Genomic DNA, 24,748 nt, shown 5'->3' on the forward strand with positions numbered 1-24,748 from the left:
ACTTTAGGTCAGCTGCCCCAAACCAGCAGGCTGGGATAAGACGCGTTCGAAACCGCGGTGCGACACTTTTCGGAGACGATCACGAATTCGCGGTGCGTATCTCACGTCCGCGAGCCGCGTCACCTCCTATTCCTGGGAAGGGAGTAGAACGTGTCCCAAGACCTAGGCACCCCGGTCACGAGCACCGCGCCGCGAGGCTCTGCCCCGCCCGTGCGGACGCCGAAGAAGAAGGCCAAAACGGGGCTGTCCGCACTGGCCGCCAAGCGCATCGCCGTCCTGAGCTCGCTCGTCGCCGGCGTCGCCTACGGGTGGGGTATCGGCGGGAACGCCGCACACTACGCCTATGCCGCCGCGGTCCGCAGCATGTCCGCGAACTGGCACAACTTCCTTTACGGCGCCTACGATCCCGCCGGGTTCATGAGTGTCGACAAGGCACCTGGTTCGCTCTGGCTGCAAGCGCTTTCCGTGCGTATCTTCGGTTACGAGACCTGGGCGCTGTTGCTGCCCGGTGTGATCGCGGGCGGCTTCTCGGTGTTCGTCCTGTTCGTACTCGTACGCCGATGGGCCGGGCACGCGCCCGCGGCACTGGCCGCGGTCCTGCTCGCCGCGACACCGATCACGATCGCGGGCACCCGGGTCAACCTGCCCGACTCGACGCTGATCTTGACGCTGCTCGTCGCGACCTACGCCTTCTGGCGCGCGCTGGAAAACGCTTCGCCGCGCTGGCTGCTGCTGACCGCCGCGCTCGTCGGCGTCGGCTTCCACATCAAGCTCGCCATGGCACTGGCCGTCCTGCCGGTGCTCGGCGTCGTCTACCTCGTCGCCGCGCCGACCTCGCCGGGACGCCGGGTGCTGCACCTGCTCGGTGCCGGCGCCGTCACCGCCGCGGTGTCGTCGATCTGGATGCTCATCGTCGCGCTGACCCCCGCGGGCTCTCGTCCGTACATGGACGGCAGCACCTCGAATTCGGTGTGGCAGATGGTCTGGTCCTACAACCTCTTCGACCGCACCGACGCCCCGAAGAGCGGGAACTCGGCCGAGTTGCCGGTGCTGCCCGACGGCAAGGTCACGCCGGTCGACCAGGGTGGCGAGACCGGTGTCTTCCGGCTGTTCAACGACCTGATCGGCGGCCAGATCTCGTGGCTGCTGCCGCTGGCGCTGCTGCTGCTCGTCTTCGGCCTTGTCGCCGCGGGCCGCGCGCCGCGCACCGACAAGACGCGCGCGGGCTGGCTGCTGTGGGGCGGCTGGCTCGTCCTCTACGCCGGCGCGCTCAGCTTCTCGCAGAGCATCCACCCGTACTACACGAGCATCCTGGCACCGGCCATCGCCGCCATCGGCGGAGTGGGCCTGCACCTCGCCTGGACCTCCCGCCGTCACGTGTGGGTGGTCCCGGTCGGCCTGCTCGTCACCGGCGCCTGGGCTTTCGTGCTGCTGAGCCGTTCCGGCGACTACGTGCCTTGGCTGCGGCCGGTGGTCGCCGTCGCCGCCGTCCTCGCCGTGGTGCTGTTCCTCGTGCGTCGCACCGGGAAGTTCGCCGTGGTGACCGGTGCCGTGGCCGGGGTCGCGCTGCTGGCCGGGCCGATCGCCTGGGCGGCGCCCGCCTTCCACCCGCCGACGGATCCGCGGACGGCGATGTTCCAGAACTTCAACCCGCTCGCGGGACCGAACCCGAACGCGCTCTCCACCGGCATCGACCTGACCAAGCTCATGGCCGGTGGCCCGAAGCCCGGTGCGGGCGGTGCGCAGGGCATGCCGTTGCCGCCGCCGATCATGTTCCAGATGATGCCGTCCGACGCCGACCAGAAGCTCCTCGGCTTCCTCAAGGCCAACAAGCGCGGTGAGCGCTTCGATCTGGCGACCTTCGGCGGTACCGGCGCCTCGCCCTACATCCGGGCCGGTCTGTCCGTGATGCCGATGGGCGGTTTCGTCGGCACCATGCCGATGCCGACCGCGGACGGCCTCGCCGAAAGTGTCCGAAGTGGACAGCTGAGGTACGTCCTGTTCGGCGGATTCGCCTACGACAGCCCGACCGCGCTGGCCCGCAAGGACTGGGTGGTGCGCAACTGCACCCGGGTCCCGCCGCCCGCCTACACCGCCAACCCGTGGATGGGCTTCACCTCCGCCCTGTTCGACTGCAAGCCGGGAGTGTGATGGCCCCATGACGGCTGAACTCACCGCGGCACCCCGTCTCGTACCGGGAAGCCGCACGACGGCGAGCGTCGAGATCGTCATCCCGGTGCTCAACGAGGAACGCGCCCTGCTCGGCTGCATCACCACGCTGAGCGCGTACCTCGGGGAGGACTTCCCGTTCCCGTGGTCGATCACCATCGCCGACAACGGCAGTACCGACCGGACCTGGGAGATCGCCACCGAACTGGCCGAACGGAACCCGCGCATCTCCGCGCGGCGGGTACCGGTCCGCGGCCGGGGAGCGGCGATCAAGGCGACGTGGGGGGCCAGCACCGCCGACATCGTCGCCTACATGGACGTCGACCTCTCGACCGGTCTGGAGGGGCTGCTCCCCCTGATCGCGCCGCTGGTCAGCGGGCATTGCGAGATCACCATCGGGACCAGGCTCGGAAACGGCTCGCGGATCCGCCGCAGCCTCAAACGCGAGATCGTCTCCCGTACCTACAACGCGATCACGCGGCATGTGTTCGGCCTGCGCAGCACCGACACGTCCGCCGGTTTCAAGGCGGCCCGGCGCGAAGCCGTGGTCGGGCTGCTGGACGCCGTCGAGGACGACCACTGGTTCTTCGACACCGAAATGCTGATGCTGGCCGAGCACAACGGCCTGCGGGTGCACGAGGTGCCGCTGGACTGGGTCGAGGACGTCGATTCGCGGGTCAAGGTCACCCAGACCGCGTTGGGGAACCTCAAGGGCCTGGTCCGCGTGGGCCGGGCGATCGCCGCCGGGAAAGGACGTGTGAACGTGCCGGAGATCCCGCAGTTGCGCGCCACCCATCCGGACGCGGTGCTGGCCCAGCCCCGGGCCGCGACCTTGGCGAAGTTCATCGGGTTCGCGGTGATCGGTGTCATCTCGACGGTGCTCTACACGCTTCTGTACCTCCCCTTGCGTGTCCCGCTGACCCCGGCGGGGGCGAACCTGGTCGCGCTGGTGCTCGTCGGGGTGGCCAACACCGAGGCGAACCGGCGCTGGACGTTCAATCGCGGCGGCGGGCACCGGCTCGGGTTGCACACCCGCGCCGCGATCCTGTTCGCCACCACGTATCTGCTGACCACCATGGCCGTGACCGGGCTCCATCTGATCGCCCCGGGCTCCGGGCCGGTCGTCGAACTGCTCGTGCTCATCGTCGCCTACGGGCTGATGACGTTGCTGCGGTTCGTGGCCCTCGACCGCTGGGTCTTCGCCCAGCACCGGAAGGAGCGCCGGTGAAGACGGCGGACATCACCCGGATCACCGAGATGGAGGACCGCCACTGGTGGTTCCGGGAGAAACGGCATCTGCTCGCCGACGAACTGAAACGGCTCGGCCCGCCCGGCCGCGCGCTCGACATCGGCGCGGCGGGCGGCGGCAACACGCGGGTGCTGCGCGAGCGCGGCTGGGACGTCGTCGCCACGGACTACGACGAGAACGCCGTCGAGATCGCACGTTCCCGCGGTCTCGACGCGATCCACGCCGACGCCCGTGACCTCCCGCTGCCGTCTTCGTCGTTCGACCTGGTGGTGGCGTTCGAGATCCTCGAGCACATCCAGGAAGACGACCAGGCCGCCGCGGAACTGTTCCGGGTGCTGAAGCCCGGCGGTTCCGCGCTGATCAGCGTCCCGTCCGGAATGGACCTGTGGTCGGCGCACGACGTCGCGGTCAGCCACGTGCGCCGCTACGACCGTGCCTCGCTGCGGAAGGTCATCGAGGACGCCGGCTTCGTCGTCGACGAACTGTGGAGCTGGAACGTCCTGCTCCGGCCGGTCGTGGCGCTGCGGCGACGTTCGGCTCGCGGCAACGAACTCAACGAGCACACGCCCTGGCTGGTCAACCACGCCCTGACCGCGATCGTCACGGCCGAGCGCTACCTCCCGACCCGTTCACGGCGCGGCGTCTCGCTGATCCTGAAGGCTCACAAGCCTTAGCGGGTGGAAGTACACGAAGGCCCCCTTCATTGCGTCTAGCGCGGTGAAGGGGGCCTTCGTGTACGTGGGCCAGGCGACCGGTGGACTTCTGGTCGCGACATCGGCGCCGCGGCTTCTCGTGCCGGGTGTCGCGAAAGCCACTTTCGGGACGTCGGATGTCGCGAAAGTGGCTTTCGCGACACTCAAGCCGATGCGCTGGACATGACGCGGTCTCGTGAACGCGACGAAAGACCGTTCCCCACGGAGAAGGGGAAGGTGTGAAGGTCGAGTTTCTTCGGCTGAGCCGAGAGAAGGGAGCCTTCACGCGGCCTCGCTGTGACTGCTGGTGCTCCTGGGGCTGCGTATGTGTGCGGGTGTCCGTGAAGGCCTCCTTCCCTACCTTGAGCGTAGGGAAGGAGGCCTTCACGGACTTAAGGCCAGGCGACGCCCGAAACCCACACGGTCCGGCGTCACCGGTCCCACCCCGAACCACACCGGACACGAAGAAAGGGCCGTTCACCACAGAGAACCTGTCGTGAACGGCCCTTCCTCGCCGGGAACTAAGCCGCGCGAAGCCCGGCCGGAGGGACGTCCCAGGCGGTGCCGCGGTGCTCGAGGTACCAGTCCACCGTCTTCGTCATGCCCTCCTCCAGCGAGACGAGGGACTCCGGGTCGATGCCGACCGAAAGCAGCGTCGAAACGTCGGCCGTGACCGGGGTGTTCGGTGTCTCGCCCGGCCGCATGGGCAGGTCGGTGATGCCGACCCGCGGGTAGCCGCGCTGCTCGCAGATGTCGATCACCAGATCCGCCACCTCGCGGATCGTGACCGATTCGGCGGGCCCGATCTCCACCGTGTTCTCCAGTACCCGCCCCTCGGCGGCGGCCTCCAAAGAGGACACCAGGGTGCGGGCCACGTCGCCGACCCACACCATGTCCGAGACCTGCCGTCCGCCGCCGTAGAGCTCCACGGGGATGCCGGACAGCGCCCGGCAGACCAGCGCCGGGGTGATCTTGCGGACCTTGCCCGCGGCGAACGGCGGCGCGGCCTTCTGGCGCGGACCGTAGGCGTTCACCGCGCGGACGCAGTTCACCCGCGTCCCGCGGTCCGCGTTGAACATGCGGACGAACCGTTCGACCGTGGTCTTCGAGATCGAGTAGCTGTTGTTCATCCAATGGTTGCCGACACAGATGTAGACGCCGGGCAGGTCGTACTGCGCGACGGCCTCGAGGAAGTTCAGGCCGCCCATGACGTTGGTCTCCACCGCGGGCCGCGGATTGGTGATCGTCTCCTGGGTGCCCAGTACGGCAGCCAGATGGATGATCCCGTCACAATGCGCGGCGAGCTCGGTCAGCGCCGTCGCGTCACGGATGTCGCCGAGCATGACCTCCCACGGCCCGCCGTCCCCCTCACCACGATGGTCGAACACGACCGGCGTATGCCCTCGCGCGGCGAGCTCCTCGCAGACGTACTGCCCGATGAACCCGGTGCCACCGGTAACACCAACCTTCATTTTTGCCACCTTTTCCCGATAGGCTGGGAATTCCAGGGTTTTTACTTTTCGCAGAATCCCATCGGCGGTATCACCGGGGCGCCTCCAATACTGCCCCGGAAAGGCCGCGAATTCAGCCCAGGAACTTCTCCAGCGCGTCGATGACCTGGGCGGGCTGTTCTTCGGAAAGGTAGTGCCCGGCCCCGGCGATCTTGACGACGCGCGGATCGGCCGCCTTCGACGGCAGCACCTGGAGGAAGTACTGGTGGTTGAACTCGCCGGCGAGGCCCAGCACCGGCATGGTCAGCTTCCCGTACGCCGAACCGGCCGCGATGTCCTGGTTGAGCGTCCGGTACCAGCCGTTCCCGGCACGGACGGCCTCACGCGAGTCGTAGGCGCGTGCGTAGACACTCCGGTCGAAGTCGCTCACCGCCCCCGGTACCACCGAGAGCTGGTTGATCATCGCGTCCACGAGATACCTCGAGCGGCCGGAAACGAGCTGCTCCGGCAGGCCCTGAAGCTGGTTGAACGTCCACCACCACGGCGAGAACTGGCCGGGGCCCGAAGGCAGCAGCGGCAGCTGATAGAGGCTCTTGTCGGGCGCGACAACGTCCATCAGCGCCAGCTTCCCGACCGACTGCGGGTACTTGATCCCGTAGCTGTGCGCGACCATCGCGCCGATGTCGTGGCCGACCACGTCCGCCTTGGCGTACCCGAGTTTCGCGAGCAGCGCGTGGACGTCGGCCGCCAGCGTCTCCTTGTCGTAGCCCGAAGCCGGCTTCGAAGACCCGCCCATCCCCCGCAGGTCGACGGCGATCACGCGGTGGTGCGCGGCCAGCGCCGGCATCACCTTGTGGAACGTCCACCACGTCTGCGGCCAGCCGGGCAGCAGCACCACCGGGCTGCCGGAACCACCGGCGACGTAATGCAGCCGGACGCCGTTGACGTCGGCGTGGGAGCTTACGAACTTACCCGGCAGCGAGCGCGCGAGCGCCGCGTCGGACTGTCTCCACGCCGTGTTCGCGGAGGCCCCCGCCCCCGCACCCCCCAGCAGTACCACCGCCGCGGCCGCGGCCAGCGCGGTCATCACCTTCTTGAACTTACGCATGAAATTCTCTCCCACCGCCAGGGAATGGTTCACTGACACAGCAATAATCAGACGGATGGGCCGAAAGAAGCATCTCGCGGGTTGCGGAGGAAGAAAAAACCATTCCGCGAAAATGACGAGTCCGTGAAGGCCCCCTTGAGGGACTCTGGATCCCTCAAGGAGGCCTTCACGGACTGGGTTTTCAGGCCGCGCGCGACTGGCCGCCCCGCCGGGGAAGCTCCGTCACGGTCGCCCCGGTGGCGGGACGCCGCCGGTTGGCCCGCATCACCTTGCGCATGATGCCCGGCTTCATCAGCGCGGTCGGCGGGTCGATCAGCCCGGCCACCCGCATGAACGCCGCCGTGATGTCGGGATCGACCGTCGCCGCGTACTGGACCTTCGCCATGTACGCGTTGCCCATCTTGACCTGGAGCGTCCGTTTTCCTTCCGCACCGGGGAAGTCGAGGTCGCCGCTGGTCGAGATCGCCCACGGGTCGTTGATGACCTTGGCGATCTCGCGCAGGAACTTCCGCGAGTCCGGCTCGGACCGCCGGGCGAGGTGCTCGCGCAGCGCGATCGCCTCCATCGACGCGACCGTCATGCCCTGGCCGTACACCGGGTTGAAGCTGCAGAACGCGTCGCCGAGCACGAACAGCCGCTCCGGGAACCGCTTGAGCCGTTCGTACCGCCGTCGCAGGCTCGCCGGGAACTTGAACGTCACCGGCTCGATCAGCGGCTGGGCGTCCTTCACCGCTTCGTAGATCTCCTTGGTGGGCAACGACTTCACGAACTCGAGATAGCCACGCGCGTCGTTCGGCGGATGGTCGCCGAGAACACCGGTCAGCGAAAGGATGCACTCGTTTTCGTTGACCTGCCCGAAGAAAGCGCCCCGCGGATGCGAGGGCGAGGCGACCGGGTTGATCGACTGCCAGCCGTCGAACATCTCCGGCCGTTTGCGGAACATCCGGGTGGTGTAGGCCAGCCCGATCTTCACGCGCTCCTCCGCGGGCCGCTCGAAGCCCAGCTCCTCCAGCCAAACCGGCGTCCGCGTACCACGTCCGGACGCATCGACGACCAGGTCCGCGCCGAGCCGCTCCTCCGCCGAAGAGCCGTCCCGTGCCTGCACGCGGACCCCGATGATCCGCTTGCCCTCACGCGTGGCGAGCAGGCCGTGGACGTCGGTGCGTTCGCGGTAGGTGACGTTCGGCAACGCCGCGGTGCGCAGCCGCAGGTGGTGCTCCAGTACCGGGCGCAACGCCGTGATCGACGGCAGCCCGCTGTCGGCGGGCATGACCTGCGTCCCGTTGAAGAACCACTTCATCCGCGCGAGATCGCCGACCGGGATGCCGGAGTCCCGCAGGTCGTCCAGCAGTCCGGGAAAGAGCTCCTCGAGGATGAAATAACCGCGCGCGTGCAGTCCGTGCGCGTGCCAGGTGTGCGGGGTGCCGCGCCGCGGCTTGTCCACGCCGAGCACCTCGTCGCGATCGACGACCACGACCTCGCGGTAGAACTCGGAAAGCACTCTCGCCGCCAGGGTGCCGGCGACACTGCCGCCGATCACCACCGCGCGTTTGCCGACGGGTTCGTTCATGAGCATGGCTCCTTGACGCTCAGGCCGCGAGGTCGTCGGACGCGGGCGGGGCCTGACCGATCGTGGCGGGGGGTGTGAGAGGGGCGGCCGTCTTGACGCGCCGCGCGGTACGCAGCACGCCGACCACCAGGCTGGGCCGCATCAACGCGGTCGGCGGGTCGACCAGGCCCGCGGCCCGGAAGAACGCCTCGGTGAACCGGCCGTCGACGGTCGCCGCGGAATGCAGCTTCGCCATGTAGGCGTTGCCCATCTTGACCTTCAGCGGACGAGGACCCTCGACGCCGGGAAAAGCGAGGTCACCGCCCGCCGAGATGTCCCACGGCACGTCGATGATCGGGCTGATCTCCTTGAAGAACCGCAGCGGGCGCACGCCACCGTCGTCGAGGTGTTTGCCGAGCTGGTCGGCCTCCATGGCCGCGACAGTCATGCCCTGGCCGTACACCGGGTTGAACGCGCACACCCCATCGCCGATCACCAGCATGCCCTCGGGGAAACGACGCAGCTTGTCGAACCGGCGGCGGACGCTGGCGGGCACCTTGAAGCTGGTGATCTCGCTGATCGGCTTCGCGGTGCGCACGGCCTGGTAGATCTCGGGTGCTTCCAGCGTCTTGGCGAACTCGAGGAAACCCTGGGCGTCACGCGGCGGATGGTCGCCGAGCAGGCCGGTCTGCGACAGCAGGGCGACATTCCCCGGCAGGTTCACGAAGAACGCGCCGCGCGGGTTGGCGGGCGAGGCGACCGGGTTGATCGCCAGATCGTCGCCGAACGGGTCGGTGTCCAGTTCGAACAGCCGCGACGTGTAGGCGAGGTCGATCTTGATCTTCTCCTCGGCCGGGCGCTCGTAGCCGAGTTCTTCCAGCCACACCGACGAACGGCTGCCGCGGCCGGTGGAGTCGACGATCAGGTCGGCGTGGAGCGTTTCGGGTTCGGCGTCGTCGCCGGTCACCCGGACACCGATGATCCGCGTGTGGTCGTCGGTCGCGACCAGCGACTGGATGACCGTGCGCTCGCGGACCTCGACGTTCGGCAGCGCGAGCACCCTCGCGCGGACGTGCTCTTCGAGCTCCGGTCGGGTCGCGGACACACTGAGCAGGCCGGAGTCCTTCTGCTGCAGGCGTTTCCCGTTGAAGTACCAACGCAGGCTGCCCGAGAGGTCGCCGCTGGGGATACCGTCGGCGGTCAACTCCGCCTGCAGGCCGGGAAAGAGGTCTTCGAGGATCTGCTGGCCGCGTGCGAGCAGCGCGTGCGCGTGGTGCGCCTGCGGCACGCCGCGGCGGGTCCCGGTGACGCCGACGATCGTGTCACGTTCGATGATCACGACGGTGCGGTAGCGCTCCGAAAGTACGCGGGCGGTCAGCAGGCCGGCCATGCCGCCGCCGAGCACGACGGCGCGTTCGCCAAGGTATTCGCCCATCGCGGGATGCCTCCAATAGGTAGTCGGCCGGGCCGTCGGAGTCCGACACGTGAAGAATCGTCGTCCGCCCGGTTCCCCGGAGCGTCTCTTCGACTGCGGTTTCCCGTCCGCACCGCGCCGCCGTCTCGTGAATGCGTTGTGAGGCAACGAGTTCAGTCGAACGGGCCAGCCGGTTCTCGAGTGGATCTCAATTCCCGGTTGTTAGCGTCGATCAAGTAATTCCGGCCGTCGGCGTAGTTGGAGAGGTGTCATGCGCACAACGACCCAGATCCTCGTGATCGGCGGTGGCCCGGCGGGATCCACCGCTGCCGGGCTTCTGGCCAAAGAGGGTTTCGAAGTCACTCTTCTCGAGCGGGAACACTTCCCGCGCTACCACATCGGTGAATCGCTGCTGCCCTCGTGCCGCCCGATTCTCGAGCGCCTCGGCGTCTGGGACAAGATCGCGGCCGCCGGGTTCCAGCCCAAGGGCGGCGCCTACTACTTCTGGGGACCCGAAGAGTGGGAGGTGCGCTTCCGGCCTCACCGTCGTGACGGCAGCACCAGCGCGTGGCAGGTCATCCGCGCCGATTTCGACAAGATCCTGCTCGACCACGCGCGCGAGGTCGGCGTCGACGTCACCGAGGGCATCGCGGTGAAGAAGCTCGACTTCGACGGCGACCGTCCGGTCGCGGCGCACTGGGCCGAGGCGAAGAACCCGGCCAACTCCGGCCGGATCGAGTTCGACTACCTCGTCGACGCCTCGGGCCGCGGCGGCGTGATGGCCACCAAGTACCTGAAGAACCGCAAGTTCCACAACGTCTTCCGCAACGTCGCCGCCTGGTCGTACTGGAAGGACGCGAAGGAGCTGGACCGCGGGCCGCGTGGCGCGATCACCGTCGCTTCCGTCGGCGATGGCTGGTTCTGGGGCATTCCGCTTCCCGACGGCACGATGAGCGTCGGCCTGGTCACCGGAAAGGACTCCTTCAACGCCGCGCGCAACGAACTCGGCGGAGTGGATCCGGTGTACCACAAGGCGATCGGCGACTGCCCGGCGATTCAGCAGCTGCTGATCGAGGCCGAGCAGGTCACCGAGGTCAAGGTCGAGCAGGACTATTCGTACGCGGCCGAGCAGTTCCAGGGCCCCGGCTACCTGCTCGCCGGCGACGCCGCCTGCTTCCTCGACCCCCTCCTGTCGACCGGTGTGCATCTGGGCACCTACAGCGCGCTGATCGGCACCGCCGCGATCAGCAGCGTCATCCGCGGGGAGATCGGCGAGACCGAGGCCTGGGACTTCTACGAGGTCGTCTACCGCCGCGCCTACGAACGGCTGCTGGTGCTGGTGTCCACCTTCTACGAGAGCTACCGCGGCAAGGAACACCACTTCTTCCGCGCGCAGCAACTGTCCGAAAAGGACTGGGAAGGGCTGGACGTACAGGCCGCCTTCGACCGGTTCGTCACCGGTATCGCCGACCTCGAGGACACCGAAGAGGTCTACCGCCGGATCCAGGGTCACCTGCTCGGCGACGAGAGCGGCAAGCACAACCCGCTCGACAACCTCAACCGCGTCCACGAGCACAAGCAGTCGCCGGAGAAGCCCGAAAAGGCGATCAACGGGTTGTACCTGAGCTACGAGCCGCAGATCGGCATCCGGCGCGCGTGAGCGCCTCCACACTTCCACCGGCCCAGGGAAAGGTTCCTCATGTCAGCCACGCTCCACGGTATGCCCGAGCGGTTCGACGTCATCGTGATCGGTGGCGGCCCGGCGGGCGCGACCTGCGCCGGACTCCTCGCCAAGGAGGGGCATACGGTCCTGGTCCTCGAACGCGAACGGTTCCCCCGCTACCACATCGGTGAGTCCCTGATCCCGGTCGGCATGCGCCCGCTCCAGGAACTGGACCTGCTCGACCGCATGGAGGCCCGCGGTTTCGAGCGCAAGTACGGCGGCAGCCTGGTGTGGGGGAACCGGGACGTGCCATGGAACTTCTCGTTCATGAAGGCCGCGGAAGGCACCTACGCCTACCACACCCGCCGCGCCGACCTGGACACCCTGATCCTCGACCGCGCCCGTGAACTCGGCGCGTACGTCGTGGAGGAGACGACGGTCAAGGACGTGCTCCAGTCCGACACCGGCCGGGTCACCGGCGTCCGGTTCACCCTGCGCGGCTCGGCGGGCGAATACGAGGCCACCGCCTCGCTGGTCGTCGACGCGTCCGGCCAGTCCCGGGTGATCGGCCGGAAGTTCAGCGACATCACCTGGCACAACGAGCTCCGCAACGTCGCCGTCTGGACCTACTACGACAACTGCGAGCGGCTGCCCGGCGACGAATGGACCAACATCCTCATCGAAGGCACCGACGAGGGCTGGTTCTGGGGCATCCCGATCGACAAGGGCACGATGAGCGTCGGCTACGTGACCAAGTCGGACATCGCCAACGCGGACGACCAGTCGCTGGAACAGATCTTCCTCGCCGAACGGGACAAGACCACCCGGCTCAAGGGGCTGCTGGCCAACGCCCGTCAGCACGCGGGATACCGGACGGCGCGGGACTGGTCCTACACCAACGAAACCTTCTACGGCGACGGCTGGGTGCTCGTCGGCGACGCCGCCGCTTTCGTCGACCCGCTGTTCTCCACCGGTGTCGCGCTGGCCACGCTGGCGGGCAGCTCACTGTCCAAAGTGGTCCACAAGATCCTGGAACACCCGGCCATCGAGGAGAAGGCGCTCGACCGGTACGCCGGGAACTACCGCGCGTTCTTCGACGAGATCCGCAACTTCGTCGAGCGGTTCTACGACCGGACGAAGTACAAGGAGTACTACTACGACCTCGCCCAGGAGGTCGTGGACCCGGAGCAGCTCCACGCGCCGAGCGTCGACTTCGTCACGCTGGTCTCCGGGCTTTCGGGCAAGCACCCGCTGTTGAAGATCAACCTCGACGACCTGATCGCGAACGTCACCGAACCCTGATCGGGAAACAACCATGGTGGAGGTCAAACCCCGCACCGGCTACCGGGCGCTGGGGGTCTACATGGGACTGGTCGTGGTCCCCGTCGTGATCGCGATCATCCTGCTGACACAAGGCGACGAAGGCGGCACCCTCACCGGCACCGGAGAGGCGACCGGGCCATCGCTGGCACAGCTGCTGCTGGCGATCGCCGTGGTCGTCGGCGCCTGCAAGGTGGTGGGCTGGCTGGCCCAGCGGATCGGGCAGCCCGCGGTGATCGGCGAGATCACCGCGGGCGTCCTGCTCGGCCCATCGGTGCTCGGCGCGCTGTGGCCCTCGGGCGCGGCCGTGTTGATCCCGGCGGCGACGGTGCCGCAGCTGAACGTCGTGGCGCAACTCGGCGTGATCTTCTTCGTCTTCCTCGCCGGACTCGAACTGGACACCAAGCTGTTGCGTGGACGCGGGAGGCTCGCTCTGGTCGTCAGCCACGTCAGCATCGCGCTGCCGTTCCTGCTCGGTATCGGGCTGGCCATGCTCGCCTACGGCAGGTTCGCGCCCGGCGGCGTCGGCTTCCTGCCTTTCGCGCTCTTCTTCGGGGTGTCGATGAGCATCACCGCGCTGCCGGTGCTGGTGCGGATCCTGCACGAGATCGGGCTCTTCCGCAGCGAGGTCGGCGTGGTGGCGCTGACCTGCGCGGTGGTCGACGACGTGACCGCGTGGAGCCTGCTGGCGCTGGTGATCGCGCTGACCACGGCGTCCTCGCTCGTCGGTGTCGTGCTGACGGTCGTGCTGACGGCGGCGTTCGTCGCGCTGCTCGGGCTGGTCGTGCGGCCGCTGCTGCGGAAGCTGGTCACCCGGGTTCCGGCGGCGAGCCTGCAGAAGGCCGCGCCGCTTTCGGTGGTCGGCGTGCTGCTCTGCGCGATGGCGACCGAATGGATCGGCGTGCACGCGATGTTCGGCGCGTTCGTGTTCGGCGTGGTCTTCCCGCGCGACAACCCGATCGCGACGTGGCTGCACGACAAGGCAGGCGGGCTGACGACCGCGTTGATGCTGCCGTTGTTCTTCGCTTACAGCGGGCTGCGCACCGACATCGGCCTGCTTTCCGGCGGTGGCGCGTGGCTCTGGTGCGGCCTGATCCTGCTCGTGGCCGTCGCGGGCAAGCTCGGCGGTTCGGCGCTGGCCGCACGCGCGGTCGGCGAGAACTGGAACCGGTCGCTGCAAGTGGGCACGCTGATGAACTGCCGTGGCCTGACCGAGCTCGTGGTCCTCAACATCGGCCTCGACCTCGGCGTGCTCTCCCCGACGCTGTTCACCATGCTGGTGATCATGGCGCTGGTCTCGACCGCGATGGCGGCGCCGATGGCGACCTGGTTCGCCCGGCGCGACGGCCAGAACGTGGTCGATTTCCTGGGCCACACCTCCGAACGTGCGGCGGCCTGAGCCACCGGCAAGAAGGAAGACGCTTCGCCGTCCGCCCGCTGCGAAGCTGGGACCGTCGACAATCTAGGAGGTCAAGGTGTCGAGCACCGATGTTCCGACGCGGGAGGAACTGGTTCGCCGCGTGGCCGAACTGGCACCCGCACTGAAGAAGCACTCGAACTGGTCCGAGCAGAACCGGCGGGTGCACGAGGAGTCCATCGAGGCACTGGCCGACGCCGGTGTCTTCAAGCTGCGCCGCCCCAAGCGCTACGGCGGCTACGAAGCCGACACCCGCACCCTGGTCGACGTCGCCACCGAGATCGGCCGCGCCGACGGCTCCACCTCCTGGGTGGCCTCGGTGTACTGGATCCCGACCTGGATGGCCTGCCAGTTCCCGGAGGCCGTGCAGGACGAGGTGTTCTCCACCCCGGACGTCCGCGTCTGCGGCACGTTGAGCCCGTCCGCGATGGCCGCACCGGTCGACGGCGGGGTCGTGGTGAACGGCAAATGGGGCTTCATCAGCGGGGCGCTGCACGCGCAGTGGCAGGAGATCATCGCGATCCTCGTGCCGCCGGAGGGCGAGCCGTACCCGATCATGGCGCTGGTGCCGATCTCGGATCTGCTGATCGTGGACGACTGGGACACCGCGGGCCTGCGCGGCACCGGCAGCGTTTCGACGGTGGCCCAGGACGTCTTCATCCCGGCGGAGCGGGTGCTCCCGCTGCCGGCGGTGCTGGAAGGTCAGGGCGCCGCTTCGGCGTCGATCTACCGGGCGCCGCTGCTGCCGGTGGCCTCGGCGTCTTCGGTGGGGACGCTGGTGGGGATGGCGAGGGGCGCGCAGGACACGTTCCTCAAGCGTCTGCCGGACCGCAAGATCACTTACACCGCTTACGATTCGCAGCGCGAAGCCCCGATCACGCACCACCAGGTGGCCGAGTCGGCGATGAGGATCGACGAGGCCGAGTTCCACGCGCACCGACTGTCCACTTTGGTCGACACGAAGACGGCGGACGGCACCCCGTGGAAGCTCGAGGAGCGCGCGATCGCGCGGGCCGACCTCGGCGCCGTGGTCCGCCTCGCCAAGGAAGGCATCGACATCCTGGCCGGGGCCTCCGGCGGTTCGTCGATCTACCACGGCATCCCGATCCAGCGCATCGCCCGCGACGTCGCCGCGGTCAACCTCCACGCGCTGATGCACCCGAACACCAACACCGAGCTGTACGGCCGCGTGCTCTGCGGGCTCGAGCCCAACACCCTCTACATCTAGGAGGATCCTCCGATGACCACGACCGAAACCGGCACCGCCGCCGACCAGGCGGCGATCGCGGCGCTGACCCAGAAAGTGATCGCCGCGTGGGCCTACCACGACGCCGACGCGTTCGCCGGCGTCTTCACCGACGACGGCACGATGATCCTGCCCGGCGTCTACAAGAAGGGCCGTGACGAGATCCGGTCTTTCCTCGTGGAATCGTTCGCGGGCAACTACAAGGGCACCCAGGTCACCGGCCGTCCGCTCGAGATCCGCTTCTTCACCCCGGACTCCGGTGTCCTGATCACGCAGGGCGGCGTGCTCGGCCCCGGCGAGACCGAGGTCGCGGACTCCCAGTCGATCCGTGCCTCGTGGACGGTCGTCAAACGGGACGGCGCCTGGCACCTGGCGTCCTATCAGAACACCCCGGCCAAGCAGCAGCTGCCCAAGCCGGGCACGGCCGCCTGACCCTTCACCACCGGAACCCGGGCCCTCTCCCCAGGGCCCGGGTTCCGCGCTGTCCGGGCACTGACCGTCCACAAGGGACACTTCCACACGGGTGTCGGGGCGACGGTGGAGGATTTGGGACGTTGAGTGGCCCAGATCCTCCACCGTCGCGGGAAGGTCGTGTTGGTCACGACGCCGCGTGGCTCGCCCAAGGCGGCGTTCCAGCACCCGCATTGCCACTCACGACCGCCTGGACCCAACACGATTCGGCGCCCTGCCGGGCATGTCTGTGAAGGCCTCCTTCCCTACGCTCAAGGTAGGGAAGGAGGCCTTCACGGACACCCGAAACACACACGCAGCACCAGAAGCACCAGCAGCCACAGCGAACCCGCGTGAAGGCCCCCTTCCTCGGCTCAGCCGAGGAAACTCGACCTTCACACCTACCCCCACTACGCGAAGGCCCCCTTCACCGCGTCAGACGCAACGAAGGAGGCCATCACCTACCGCAAGGCCGCGTCCCTCCACACGACGTCCGCCTACCTGATGGTGAAGAGCTCAACAGGGTGCGGAATACGGATCTCCCCCGCATCGAGCGTGCCGAGCTCGCCCACCGCGTCCAGCAGCTCCGCGCGACTCGTCCCGCCACTCCACGGCTGGTGCCGGGCGAAGGTCAGGAACTCGAGAAGCCGTTGCGACGGCTCGGAAACCGGTACCGCGATCTCCGCCTCCACCGTGACGGACATGAACCCGACGCCGAACCGCGTCAATTCCTCCGCTAGCGTCTGCGCGAACAACGGGCGTACCACGCCTTGCTGCGCCAAGGAATCCGCGAAAGGGCCGTTCAGCCGGTTCAGCGGGGTCACCGCGACGAAGAGCCGCCGATGCCGGTTGCGGGCCTCCTTCAGCGCCGCCATGCCGTCGTCGGCGCCGAGGTAGCACAGCGACTGGACGAACAGGCCGTACTCGGTCGCCGTGATCCGGCTGTCGGCGACGTCGGCCATACTCGCCGTGAACACGCGGTGGCCCCGCACTTTCGGCAGTCCGGCCAGCTCCGCGCGCAGCCGTGCCACCGCCTCACCGTTGGTGTCGACGCCCTGGAACCACACCGTTCTCCGCGGCACCCGCGCGATCAGCTCCAGTTCGAACATGCCGAACCCGCAGCCGTACGACGTCAGCTCGAGATCGGCGCCCGCCCCGATCTGTCTCGACGTCTCCTCGGCCATCAGCCGCTGCTGATCGGTCAGGCTCCGGAAGGTGGCATTGCAGGTGTTGTAGTCCAGTTCGTCCATCAGCGCTCCCTGGTCAGGCCCCCGAAACACCGAAGCCGTGGCGCGCAGGCGCCACGGCTCAGGTGTTTCGGGCGACGAATACTCAGATCCGCTTCTTCAGGGCACGTACCGAAAGCGCCCCGAAAACGATCGCGATCACGGCCGCCCAGACGAGCGACCAGATCACCGCCGAGGTGACTCCGACGCCACCGTTCATCAGCCCGCGGCACGCCTTGAGCAGGATCGCCACCGGGCTGACTTCCGCGAACGCCTGCAGCCAGGATGGCATCGATTCGACCGGCGCGAACACCCCGCTGACGAAGTTCAGCGGCAGGATCACCGCGAACGCGAACACCTGGACCTTCTCCGCCTGGTCGGCGGCGACGCCCACCAGCGTGGGCACCCAGGAGAACGCGATCGCGAACACCAGCAGGAGCAACCCGGCCGCCAGCACGCCGAGGAAGCCCTTCTCCGGCCGGAAGCCGAGCAGCAGCCCGACGCCGACCACCAGCAGCACGGACCAGACCTGCTTGAACTGGTCGCCGATGATCCGGCCCGCCAACGGCGCCCAGCGCGCGATCGGCAGCGAGCGGAACCGGTCGAACACGCCCTGGGACAGGTCGGTGTTGAGGCCGATGCCGACGTTGATGGTCGCGAACAGCATGCTCATCACCAGCATGCCGGGGATCATGAACTGCAGGTACGCGTGCCGGTCGCCGGAGATCGCGCCACCGAAGACGAACGTGAACAGCAGCGTGAAGATGATCGGCTGGAAACTGATGTCGGCGAGCTGCTTCGGCTCGTGCTTGACCGAAACCGTACTGCGCCAGGCGAGGGTGAACATCTGGGAGATGCCCTGGAAGAACCCGACCCGGGACGAGAGCTGAGGCGGCAGCGCCGTGGTGGTGGCGGTCATCGGATCTCCTCCTCGGGCTCTTCGGCCGTCTCCTCGGCGGGTCGCCCGGTCAGGCTCAGGAACACCTCGTCCAGGCTGGAACTGCGCAGGGACAGTTCGCCGATGACGATGCCCGCCTCCTCCAGCCGCCGGACCGCGCCGGGCAACGCCGCCGGGTCGGTGACCGGGACGCTGACGACCTGACCCGAGACGTCCGGGGTCACGCCGGCGATCTCGCCGATCAACCGCACGACCTTCTCGAGGTCCGTGGCCTGGGTGCCACGCACCGTCAGACGCTGGGCGCCGGTGCTGGCCTTGAGCTCGTCCGGGGTGCCCTTGGCGATCACCTTGCCGTGGTCGACGACCACGATCTCGTCGGCGAGGGCGTCGGCCTCCTCCAGGTACTGCGTGGTCAGCAGCACCGTGACGCCGTCAGCGACCAGGCCGCGCACGACGTCCCACAGCTCGAGCCTGCTGCGCGGGTCGAGCCCGGTGGTGGGCTCGTCCAGGAACAGCAGCCGCGCGTCCCCGACCAGGCTGGCGGCCAGGTCGAGCCGACGACGCATACCGCCCGAGTAACCCTTGGCCGCCCGGCCACCCGCCTCGGTGAGGGAGAACCGCTCCAAGAGCTCGTGCGCGCGGGCCTTGGCCGCCCGCCGCGAAAAGCCGAGCAGCCGCCCGATCAGCAGCAGGTTCTCGACGCCGGTCAGGCTTTCGTCGACCGAGGCGTACTGCCCGGTCAGGCCGATCAGCTGCCGTACCTGGTGGGCGTCCTTCTGGATGTCGTACCCGGCGACGGTGGCATGGCCCTCGTCGGGCGTCACCAGCGTGGACAGGATCCGGACCGTGGTGGTCTTCCCCGCCCCGTTCGGGCCGAGGACACCGAGCACCGTGCCCGTGCGGACAGCCAGGTCGACACCGTCGAGCGCGGTCGTCTCGCCGAACCGTTTCACCAGCCCTTCGGCGTGGATCGCGAAATCCGTCTCGTTCCCCCGCTGCCCCGGGCCGGCCCTCGACGCGGTCGCGGGTTCGACGTTCTGCAACATGACGCACTACCTTCCTGTTCCTCACAACCGAGACGCTCTCGTGCGGTTACATCATGCGACCGAGCGCTGCACAGGAGCAGTGAATGGTTAATCTTTTTTGTATGAATTCTTCATTTTCGGGATGAATATCCCAGCCTGCCGAGCGTCGTACCGGCGACGAGAATACCTGAATCGCACGGTGTCGATCTTCTCCATAAATGCGGTCAATAACCGTGGTCCGTTCCCGAATTCCGCTGCTAACCTGCGAATGTCAACCCCTTCGGGAAACACGATTACCCAACCCGGGAAGGATCGTCACGGTCATGGTCGCCGTCATCACCGCCGCCCCGCGGACCAGCACGGTCTTCGCCGGATTCGCCGCGTACGGCGCCTTGTGGGGGCCTTATCTTTCGATGCTGCCGGACGTCCGGCACGCCACCGGCGCGGGTGAAGCGCAACTGGGTGCCGCGTTGCTGATCGGCGCGCTCGCGGCGATGCCCGCGATGTTCGCGATCGGCAGGCTGCTCGACCGGTTCGGCCGCCCGGTGGCGGTCGCGACTTTCGCCGGATTCGCGCTCATCGCGCCGATGCCGGCACTCGCCGGATCCGTTCCGGCCCTGTTCCTGACACTGGGATTGTTCGGCTTCGGATCCGGCGCCTGCAATGTCGTCGTGGTCGCTTTGGCCGCGTCCGCCGAAGCGGGCGACGGACCCCGCGTGATGAACCGCGCGCACGCGTTGTTCAGCGTCGGCCTGTTGACGTGCAGTCTCGGCACCGGGGCGGCCCGGACAGCGGGCGTACCCGCCGAAGCCATCGCGCTGACGCTTTCGACGCTGGTCGTCATCGGCGCCGTCGCGGCGAGGAAATCCGTGCCGGGACGACTGGTGCGGCAGGGCCGGGAACCGGGACGGCGGTCGAAACTCGCCCCGGCGATCCTGCTGCTCTGCCTGCTGGCCGCGCTGGCCATGGTCGTGGAAAGCGGGGTCCAGCAATGGAGCGCGGTGTTCCTGGCCGACGTCACCAAGGCGCCGGTCGGGATCTCCGCGGCCGCGCCCGGCATCTTCGCCGCGGGGATGGCGCTGGGCAGGCTCGGCGGGCACTGGATGGCGGGCCGCGCGTCGGACCGCCTGGTGCTGCTCGCCTCCGGCGCGCTCTCCGGGGTGGGCGTGCTGCTGCTTTCCATGGCCGACGCGCCGGTGCACGGCCTGCTCGGCACGGCCGTGGTCGGCGGCGCGATCTCGGTTTCGACGCCCACGGTCTACGGGCTGATCGGGCGTGGCACCACCCCGGAGGACCGCGGCGCGGTGATCGGCTCGGCCGCGTCACTGGCCAGCGTCGGTCTGCTGCTCGGCCCGGCCGTGGTCGGCCAGATCGCCGGACACACCGACCTGCGGGTCGCCATCGCGGCCTTGTCCGTGGCCTCGGTCGCGGTCTGCCTGCTCGCGCTGCGCGTACCCGCCCGGAATGGATGAACGGAGGATGATCCCGATGCCCGACGTCACGGGAGGCAGCGGAGGCTCGGACTTCGCCGAAGGGCGGCACAGGCGGCTGCTCGTCGGGGACGGCGTCCCCGACGGGTGCCCCATCAGTTCCCGCCACCGCGACGGACAGCGTGAATGGCTGGTGAGCGGCTATTCCGAAGCCCGCGATTTCCTGCGCGACAAGCGATTCAGCCGAGCGGTACTGGCCGAGACGGCCCATCCGCGAGGCCCGGCCACCCGGATGTCGGTGACCGAACTGGACCCGCCCCGGCACACCAAGATCCGGAAGCTGATCGGCGGCGCGTTCTCCGCGCGCCGCGCGGAGCAGTTGCGCGAGTACGTCGAAACCTCCGCCTCCGACCTGCTAGACAAGCTGATCGACGACGGCCCCACCGCGGATCTGATCGCCGATTTCTGCGCCCCGCTGACCTTCACGGCGCAGGCCGAACTGCTGGGTGTGCCGCGGTCGCGCCGTGAGGCCGTCCGCAAACGCGCGAACGGGCGGCTCGGCGAACCCGGCTCACCGCGATCCGCCGTCTACCAAGGCGAACTGCTGCTGCACGACGAGGTCACGGCGATGCTCGCCGACACCGAGGATCCGCCGTCCGGGCTGATGGCGGAACTCGTCGAGGCGCACCGCTCGGGGGTGCTCGAGGAAAGCGAGCTGACCGGGCTGGCGTCTTCGCTCTTCTTCGACGGGCACGCGCTGGCGGCCTCGCAGATCGCCAACGCGGTGCTGTGCCTGATTTCCCGGCCGGGCCTGCTGGGCGCGCTCGACTCGAATCCGGCGCTGGTGGAGGCCGCCGTCGAGGAAGCGTTGCGGTACAGCCCCGCGGTGAACTTCAGCATGACCCGGGTCGCGACGGAGGAAGTCACCCTCGCGGACACGCGGATCGAGCCGGGCGACCTGGTGACGGCGTTGCTTCCGGTGGTCAACCGCGACGAGGACGTCTTCACCGAGCCTGACCGGTTCGACCTGGACCGGCAAGCCCGGCACCTGTCCTTCGGGCACGGCACGCACCATTGCATCGGCGCCCACCTCGCGAGGGTCGAGGTCCAATCGGCGCTGCGCGCGCTTTCCCGCCGCGCGCCGCTGCTTTCCCTCGCCGTGCCCGAATCCGCACTGACCTGGACGGTCTCGCCGACCATGCGGGCATTATCGGCGCTGCCGGTCCGCTGGACTTCTTCCGGCGTGCTCGATCCTTTGGACCGTCGCGCACGGTGGTGGGAGGATCGCTCGGCGGCCTGAACCCAGGCTTCCGGGTAACGAAAGGAGTTCGTCATGCGCGAGATCGCCGCGGGACTGTTCATCACACTGGACGGTGTGGTGGAACGGCCCGACCGCTGGATGGGTCAGTACTGGTCCGACGAGATGACCGAGGGCATCAACGAGAGCCTCGACGCCTCGGACGCCATTCTGATGGGCAAGGACACTTACCTCGCCTTCGAACAGATGTGGAAGCCGCAGGGCGACAGCAACCCGATGGCGGCGTTCCTGAACGGCACGCACAAATACGTCGTGTCTTCGACACTCGACGAAGCGACGCTGACCTGGCCGGACACGAGCCTGATCACCGGCGACATCGCGGGCGAGATCACCCGGCTGAAGGAAGAGTCCGGCAAGGCGATCCGGGTGCCCGGAAGCCCGAAGCTGGTTCGCTGGCTGCTCACCGAGGGCCTGCTGGACGAGCTCGCGCTCAACGTCCTGCCGCTGGTGGCCGGCGAGGGAATGCGGCTGTTCGAAGACGTCGGCAAGGAGATCCCGCTGACGCTGACGAGTGCGAAATCGCTGAAAACCGGCGTCGTCGGCACCGTCTACACCCGCGCTTCCTGAATCAGGAGGCATGAAATATTCATTTCCCCGTCGTGAAGAACACATAACCCGACATAGCGCGAACGGGCTACCGGAGAACCCGCGGCGCTGCGATAATGGCGAGCAGGCGCGACCATTCTCGCGTATCGGCGAAGAAAGGAAACTTCTGTGACTGCCGCAGCCCGCAAGACCAGGCAACAACCCGCGGGTGACGGAATACGCGTCACCGGCGCTCACGAGAACAACCTGAAGGACGTCTCACTCGAACTCCCGAAGAACCAGATCACGGTTTTCGTCGGGGTTTCGGGCTCCGGGAAGTCCTCCGTCGTGTTCGACACGATCGCCGTCGAGGCGCAGCGCCAGCTGAACGCCACGTTCCCCTGGTTCATCCGCAACCAGCTGCCCAAACACGAACGCCCGCACGTGGACAGCATCGAGAATCTGACCACGCCGGTCATCGTCGATCAGCGTCCGCTCGGCGGGAACGCCCGCTCGACGGTCGGCACGGTCGCCGACATCCATCCGCTGCTGCGGGTGCTGTTCTCGCGTCAGGGAAAGCCCAGCGCCGGCAATCCGTCGTTGTACTCCTTCAACGACCCCAACGGGATGTGCCCCGACTGCGAAGGCATCGGACGAGCGGTGCGCCCGGATCCCGAGCTGATGCTCGACATGACGAAGTCGCTCGACGAGGGCGCGATCCTGGTGCCGGGTTACCCGGTCGGCAGCCCCGGCTGGCAGTTCTACGCCAACCACGACGCCATCAACCCGGCCAAGAAGCTCAACAAGTACACCGCGAAGGAGATGGACACCCTCCTGCACGGCAACGAGGGCAAGGTCCAGCTCACCTTCAAGAACGGCAAGACGCAGACGCTGACGTTCGAGGGCCTGGTCGCGAACTTCACCCGCCGCCATCTCAAACGCGACACCGGCTCGATGAGCGAGAAGACCCGCGCCCAGGCGGAGAAGTTCATCTCCGAGGGCACCTGCCCGGCGTGTCGCGGCGGGCGGCTGAGCGCGGCGGCGCTGGCGACCAAGCTGGCGGGCAAGAACATCGCGCAGTGGTGCGAGCTGCAGATCACCGATCTGATCGAGCTCATCCGCTCCATCAAGGACAAGCAGACCTCCGCGATGGCGCAAGGTGTGCTGGCCGCGCTCGAACGCATCGAAGCGATCGGCCTCGGCTATCTCTCGCTGGACCGTGCGACGACGTCGCTGTCCGGCGGTGAGGGGCAGCGGCTCAAGCTGGTCAAGCACCTGGGCAGCGACCTGACGGGGCTGACCTATGTCTTCGACGAGCCCAGTGTCGGCCTGCACCCCCGCGACGTCGGGCGGCTCAACGACCTGCTGCGGGCGTTGCGGGACAAGGGGAACACGATCCTGGTGGTCGAACACGACCCGGACGTCATCGAGATCGCCGACCACGTCGTCGAGATCGGGCCGCGTGCGGGCGTGCACGGCGGCGAGGTCGTGTTCGAGGGGACGTACAAGCAGCTGCGCGCCGGCAAGACGCTCACCGGGGCCGGACTGGCCCGCTCGGGCGTCGTCAAGGTGGATCCTCGCAGCGCGAAGGGAAAGCTGCCGATCAAGCGGGCCTCGCTGCACAACCTGAAGAACGTCACGGTCGACATCCCGAAAGGGGTGCTCACCGCGGTCACCGGTGTCGCGGGCTCGGGCAAGAGCTCGTTGATCTCCGGCGTCTTCCGCGAGGCGCATCCGGACGCGATCTTCGTGGACCAGACGCCGATCGCGGCGTCCTCCCGCTCGACCCCGGCGACGTACCTCGGCCTGATGGACCCGGTGCGCAAGCTCTTCGCGAAGGCGAGCGGCGCGAACGCGGCGTTGTTCAGCTTCAACTCCCAGGGCGCCTGCGAGGAGTGCCAGGGCCGTGGTGTGCTGATCACCGAAGTGTCCTATATGGACCCGATCACGACGCACTGCGAAAGCTGCGACGGGCGCCGTTTCAAGGACGAGGTGCTCGCGCACAAACTGCGTGGCAAGTCGATCGCCGACGTGCTGGAACTGTCGGCGGAACAGGCGGCGGAGTACTTCACCGAGGCACCGGTGCTGGCGAAGGTGAACGCGCTGATCGAGACCGGGCTCGGCTACCTCGGGCTCGGGCAGGCGCTGAGCACGCTCTCCGGTGGTGAACGCCAGCGGATCAAGCTGGCGGACCGGCTTTCCGGCGGCGGGAACGTCTACATCCTCGACGAGCCGACCACCGGCCTGCACATGACCGACATCGACATGCTGCTCGGCCTGCTCAACGGCATGGTCGACGCGGGCAACACGGTGGTGGTCATCGAGCACAACCTGGCGGTGATCGAGCAGGCGGACTGGGTCATCGACCTCGGCCCGGGCGGCGGCAAGAACGGCGGCGAGATCGTCTTCACCGGCACGCCCGAGAAGCTCCTGACAGCGGAGAACTCGCTGACCGGCGAGTACCTCAACCGCTACCAACAGGCCGGCTGAACACCCGCTCGGGCTCGTCCGTGAAGGCCTCCTTCCCTACCTTGAGCGTAGGGAAGGAGGCCTTCACGGACACCCGAGCAGGATTCGAGACGCCCCGCCCCACCGAAG

At 68.0% G+C, this 24,748-nt stretch carries 20 protein-coding genes; 13 read left to right on the forward strand and 7 right to left on the reverse strand.

All coding sequences use genetic code 11. The features are described from left to right. Window positions 1-150 precede the first annotated feature (150 nt). Genes HDA45_RS15575 through HDA45_RS15590 form a run of 4 tightly spaced genes read left to right on the forward strand, consistent with a single transcriptional unit; the run spans window position 151 to window position 4,297 of the window. Window positions 151-2,151: a glycosyltransferase family 39 protein gene (locus HDA45_RS15575; RefSeq protein ID WP_184895926.1), complete on the forward strand. Its 2,001-nt coding sequence runs from the start codon at window positions 151-153 to the stop codon at window positions 2,149-2,151. 7 nt (window positions 2,152-2,158) lie between these two features. Continuing rightward, the gene (locus HDA45_RS15580; RefSeq protein WP_184895928.1) at window positions 2,159-3,397 is read left to right on the forward strand and encodes a glycosyltransferase; all 1,239 of its coding nucleotides are present in this window, start codon (window positions 2,159-2,161) and stop codon (window positions 3,395-3,397) included. After that, window positions 3,394-4,092, forward strand: coding sequence for a methyltransferase domain-containing protein (locus HDA45_RS15585; RefSeq protein WP_184895930.1), 699 nt, complete (start codon window positions 3,394-3,396; stop codon window positions 4,090-4,092). Before HDA45_RS15580 ends, HDA45_RS15585 begins: the two co-directional genes overlap by 4 nt. Before the next feature lie 58 nt (window positions 4,093-4,150). Next, window positions 4,151-4,297, forward strand: a complete 147-nt coding sequence (locus tag HDA45_RS15590; protein WP_184895933.1) for a hypothetical protein — start codon at window positions 4,151-4,153, stop codon at window positions 4,295-4,297. A 334-nt stretch (window positions 4,298-4,631) separates the two neighbouring features. Here HDA45_RS15590 and HDA45_RS15595 read toward each other — a convergent pair whose 3' ends face one another. The 4 genes from HDA45_RS15595 to HDA45_RS15610 form a co-directional block, all read right to left on the reverse strand. Then, window positions 4,632-5,582: an NAD-dependent epimerase/dehydratase family protein gene (locus HDA45_RS15595; protein ID WP_184895935.1), complete on the reverse strand. Its 951-nt coding sequence runs from the start codon at window positions 5,580-5,582 to the stop codon at window positions 4,632-4,634. A gap of 112 nt (window positions 5,583-5,694) precedes the next feature. Next, window positions 5,695-6,669, reverse strand: a complete 975-nt coding sequence (locus tag HDA45_RS15600; RefSeq protein WP_184895937.1) for an alpha/beta fold hydrolase — start codon at window positions 6,667-6,669, stop codon at window positions 5,695-5,697. Between the two features lie 181 nt (window positions 6,670-6,850). Next, complete coding sequence (locus tag HDA45_RS15605; RefSeq protein ID WP_378315906.1) at window positions 6,851-8,239, reverse strand: FAD-dependent oxidoreductase; 1,389 nt, start codon at window positions 8,237-8,239, stop codon at window positions 6,851-6,853. Between the two features lie 19 nt (window positions 8,240-8,258). Beyond that, window positions 8,259-9,653 carry an FAD-dependent monooxygenase gene (locus HDA45_RS15610; RefSeq protein WP_184895941.1) on the reverse strand — a complete coding sequence of 465 codons (1,395 nt, stop codon included), beginning with the start codon at window positions 9,651-9,653 and terminating at the stop codon, window positions 8,259-8,261. Window positions 9,654-9,903: 250 nt separating this feature from the next. Between HDA45_RS15610 and HDA45_RS15615 the strand changes: the two genes are divergently transcribed. The 5 genes from HDA45_RS15615 to HDA45_RS15635 all read left to right on the forward strand — a co-directional run bounded on the left by HDA45_RS15615 (window position 9,904) and on the right by HDA45_RS15635 (window position 15,710). Further along, on the forward strand, window positions 9,904-11,292 hold the full coding sequence (locus tag HDA45_RS15615; RefSeq protein WP_184895943.1) for an NAD(P)/FAD-dependent oxidoreductase: 1,389 nt from the start codon (window positions 9,904-9,906) through the stop codon (window positions 11,290-11,292). A 39-nt stretch (window positions 11,293-11,331) separates the two neighbouring features. After that, a complete protein-coding gene (locus HDA45_RS15620) occupies window positions 11,332-12,597 on the forward strand; it encodes an NAD(P)/FAD-dependent oxidoreductase (protein WP_184895945.1) in 1,266 nt (421 codons plus the stop codon). Window positions 12,598-12,610: 13 nt separating this feature from the next. Next, window positions 12,611-14,014, forward strand: a complete 1,404-nt coding sequence (locus HDA45_RS15625) for a cation:proton antiporter domain-containing protein (RefSeq protein ID WP_184895947.1) — start codon at window positions 12,611-12,613, stop codon at window positions 14,012-14,014. 76 nt (window positions 14,015-14,090) lie between these two features. Further along, entirely contained in the window at window positions 14,091-15,260 is a 1,170-nt protein-coding gene (locus tag HDA45_RS15630) for an acyl-CoA dehydrogenase family protein (RefSeq protein WP_184895949.1), read from the forward strand. Between the two features lie 12 nt (window positions 15,261-15,272). Beyond that, on the forward strand, window positions 15,273-15,710 hold the full coding sequence (locus HDA45_RS15635) for an SgcJ/EcaC family oxidoreductase (protein WP_184895957.1): 438 nt from the start codon (window positions 15,273-15,275) through the stop codon (window positions 15,708-15,710). A gap of 515 nt (window positions 15,711-16,225) precedes the next feature. Here HDA45_RS15635 and HDA45_RS15640 read toward each other — a convergent pair. From HDA45_RS15640 to HDA45_RS15650, 3 genes are all read right to left on the reverse strand, one after another. Then, window positions 16,226-16,978, reverse strand: a complete 753-nt coding sequence (locus HDA45_RS15640) for a class I SAM-dependent methyltransferase (protein ID WP_184895959.1) — start codon at window positions 16,976-16,978, stop codon at window positions 16,226-16,228. Window positions 16,979-17,060: 82 nt separating this feature from the next. Beyond that, window positions 17,061-17,873: an ABC transporter permease gene (locus tag HDA45_RS15645; RefSeq protein ID WP_184895961.1), complete on the reverse strand. Its 813-nt coding sequence runs from the start codon at window positions 17,871-17,873 to the stop codon at window positions 17,061-17,063. After that, complete coding sequence (locus HDA45_RS15650) at window positions 17,870-18,898, reverse strand: ATP-binding cassette domain-containing protein (protein WP_246480722.1); 1,029 nt, start codon at window positions 18,896-18,898, stop codon at window positions 17,870-17,872. The genes HDA45_RS15645 and HDA45_RS15650 overlap by 4 nt, the downstream gene beginning before the upstream one ends. Before the next feature lie 302 nt (window positions 18,899-19,200). Here HDA45_RS15650 and HDA45_RS15655 point away from each other — a divergent pair, with 302 nt between their 5' ends. From HDA45_RS15655 to HDA45_RS15670, 4 genes are all read left to right on the forward strand, one after another. After that, entirely contained in the window at window positions 19,201-20,349 is a 1,149-nt protein-coding gene (locus HDA45_RS15655) for an MFS transporter (protein WP_184895963.1), read from the forward strand. Between the two features lie 16 nt (window positions 20,350-20,365). Then, window positions 20,366-21,607 (forward strand): cytochrome P450, encoded by a 1,242-nt coding sequence (locus HDA45_RS15660; RefSeq protein WP_184895965.1) that lies wholly within the window; start codon window positions 20,366-20,368, stop codon window positions 21,605-21,607. A 33-nt stretch (window positions 21,608-21,640) separates the two neighbouring features. Next, the gene (locus tag HDA45_RS15665) at window positions 21,641-22,192 is read left to right on the forward strand and encodes a dihydrofolate reductase family protein (protein WP_184895967.1); all 552 of its coding nucleotides are present in this window, start codon (window positions 21,641-21,643) and stop codon (window positions 22,190-22,192) included. 147 nt (window positions 22,193-22,339) lie between these two features. After that, window positions 22,340-24,640, forward strand: coding sequence for an ATP-binding cassette domain-containing protein (locus tag HDA45_RS15670; RefSeq protein WP_184895968.1), 2,301 nt, complete (start codon window positions 22,340-22,342; stop codon window positions 24,638-24,640). Window positions 24,641-24,748 lie beyond the last annotated feature (108 nt).

The sequence above is a fragment of the Amycolatopsis umgeniensis genome, from assembly GCF_014205155.1.
In the GTDB taxonomy this organism is placed as follows: domain Bacteria; phylum Actinomycetota; class Actinomycetes; order Mycobacteriales; family Pseudonocardiaceae; genus Amycolatopsis; species Amycolatopsis umgeniensis.

Coding starts and splice junctions, on each gene's coding strand:
- HDA45_RS15580 (WP_184895928.1), top strand. CDS start 2,159: ATGACGGCTGAACTCACCGCGGCACCCCGTCTCGTACCGGGAAGCCGC.
- HDA45_RS15595 (WP_184895935.1), bottom strand. CDS start 5,582: ATGAAGGTTGGTGTTACCGGTGGCACCGGGTTCATCGGGCAGTACGTC.
- HDA45_RS15600 (WP_184895937.1), bottom strand. CDS start 6,669: ATGCGTAAGTTCAAGAAGGTGATGACCGCGCTGGCCGCGGCCGCGGCG.
- HDA45_RS15605 (WP_378315906.1), bottom strand. CDS start 8,239: ATGAACGAACCCGTCGGCAAACGCGCGGTGGTGATCGGCGGCAGTGTC.
- HDA45_RS15610 (WP_184895941.1), bottom strand. CDS start 9,653: ATGGGCGAATACCTTGGCGAACGCGCCGTCGTGCTCGGCGGCGGCATG.
- HDA45_RS15615 (WP_184895943.1), top strand. CDS start 9,904: ATGCGCACAACGACCCAGATCCTCGTGATCGGCGGTGGCCCGGCGGGA.
- HDA45_RS15620 (WP_184895945.1), top strand. CDS start 11,332: ATGTCAGCCACGCTCCACGGTATGCCCGAGCGGTTCGACGTCATCGTG.
- HDA45_RS15625 (WP_184895947.1), top strand. CDS start 12,611: ATGGTGGAGGTCAAACCCCGCACCGGCTACCGGGCGCTGGGGGTCTAC.
- HDA45_RS15635 (WP_184895957.1), top strand. CDS start 15,273: ATGACCACGACCGAAACCGGCACCGCCGCCGACCAGGCGGCGATCGCG.
- HDA45_RS15640 (WP_184895959.1), bottom strand. CDS start 16,978: ATGGACGAACTGGACTACAACACCTGCAATGCCACCTTCCGGAGCCTG.
- HDA45_RS15645 (WP_184895961.1), bottom strand. CDS start 17,873: ATGACCGCCACCACCACGGCGCTGCCGCCTCAGCTCTCGTCCCGGGTC.
- HDA45_RS15650 (WP_246480722.1), bottom strand. CDS start 18,898: ATGTTGCAGAACGTCGAACCCGCGACCGCGTCGAGGGCCGGCCCGGGG.
- HDA45_RS15655 (WP_184895963.1), top strand. CDS start 19,201: ATGGTCGCCGTCATCACCGCCGCCCCGCGGACCAGCACGGTCTTCGCC.
- HDA45_RS15660 (WP_184895965.1), top strand. CDS start 20,366: ATGCCCGACGTCACGGGAGGCAGCGGAGGCTCGGACTTCGCCGAAGGG.
- HDA45_RS15665 (WP_184895967.1), top strand. CDS start 21,641: ATGCGCGAGATCGCCGCGGGACTGTTCATCACACTGGACGGTGTGGTG.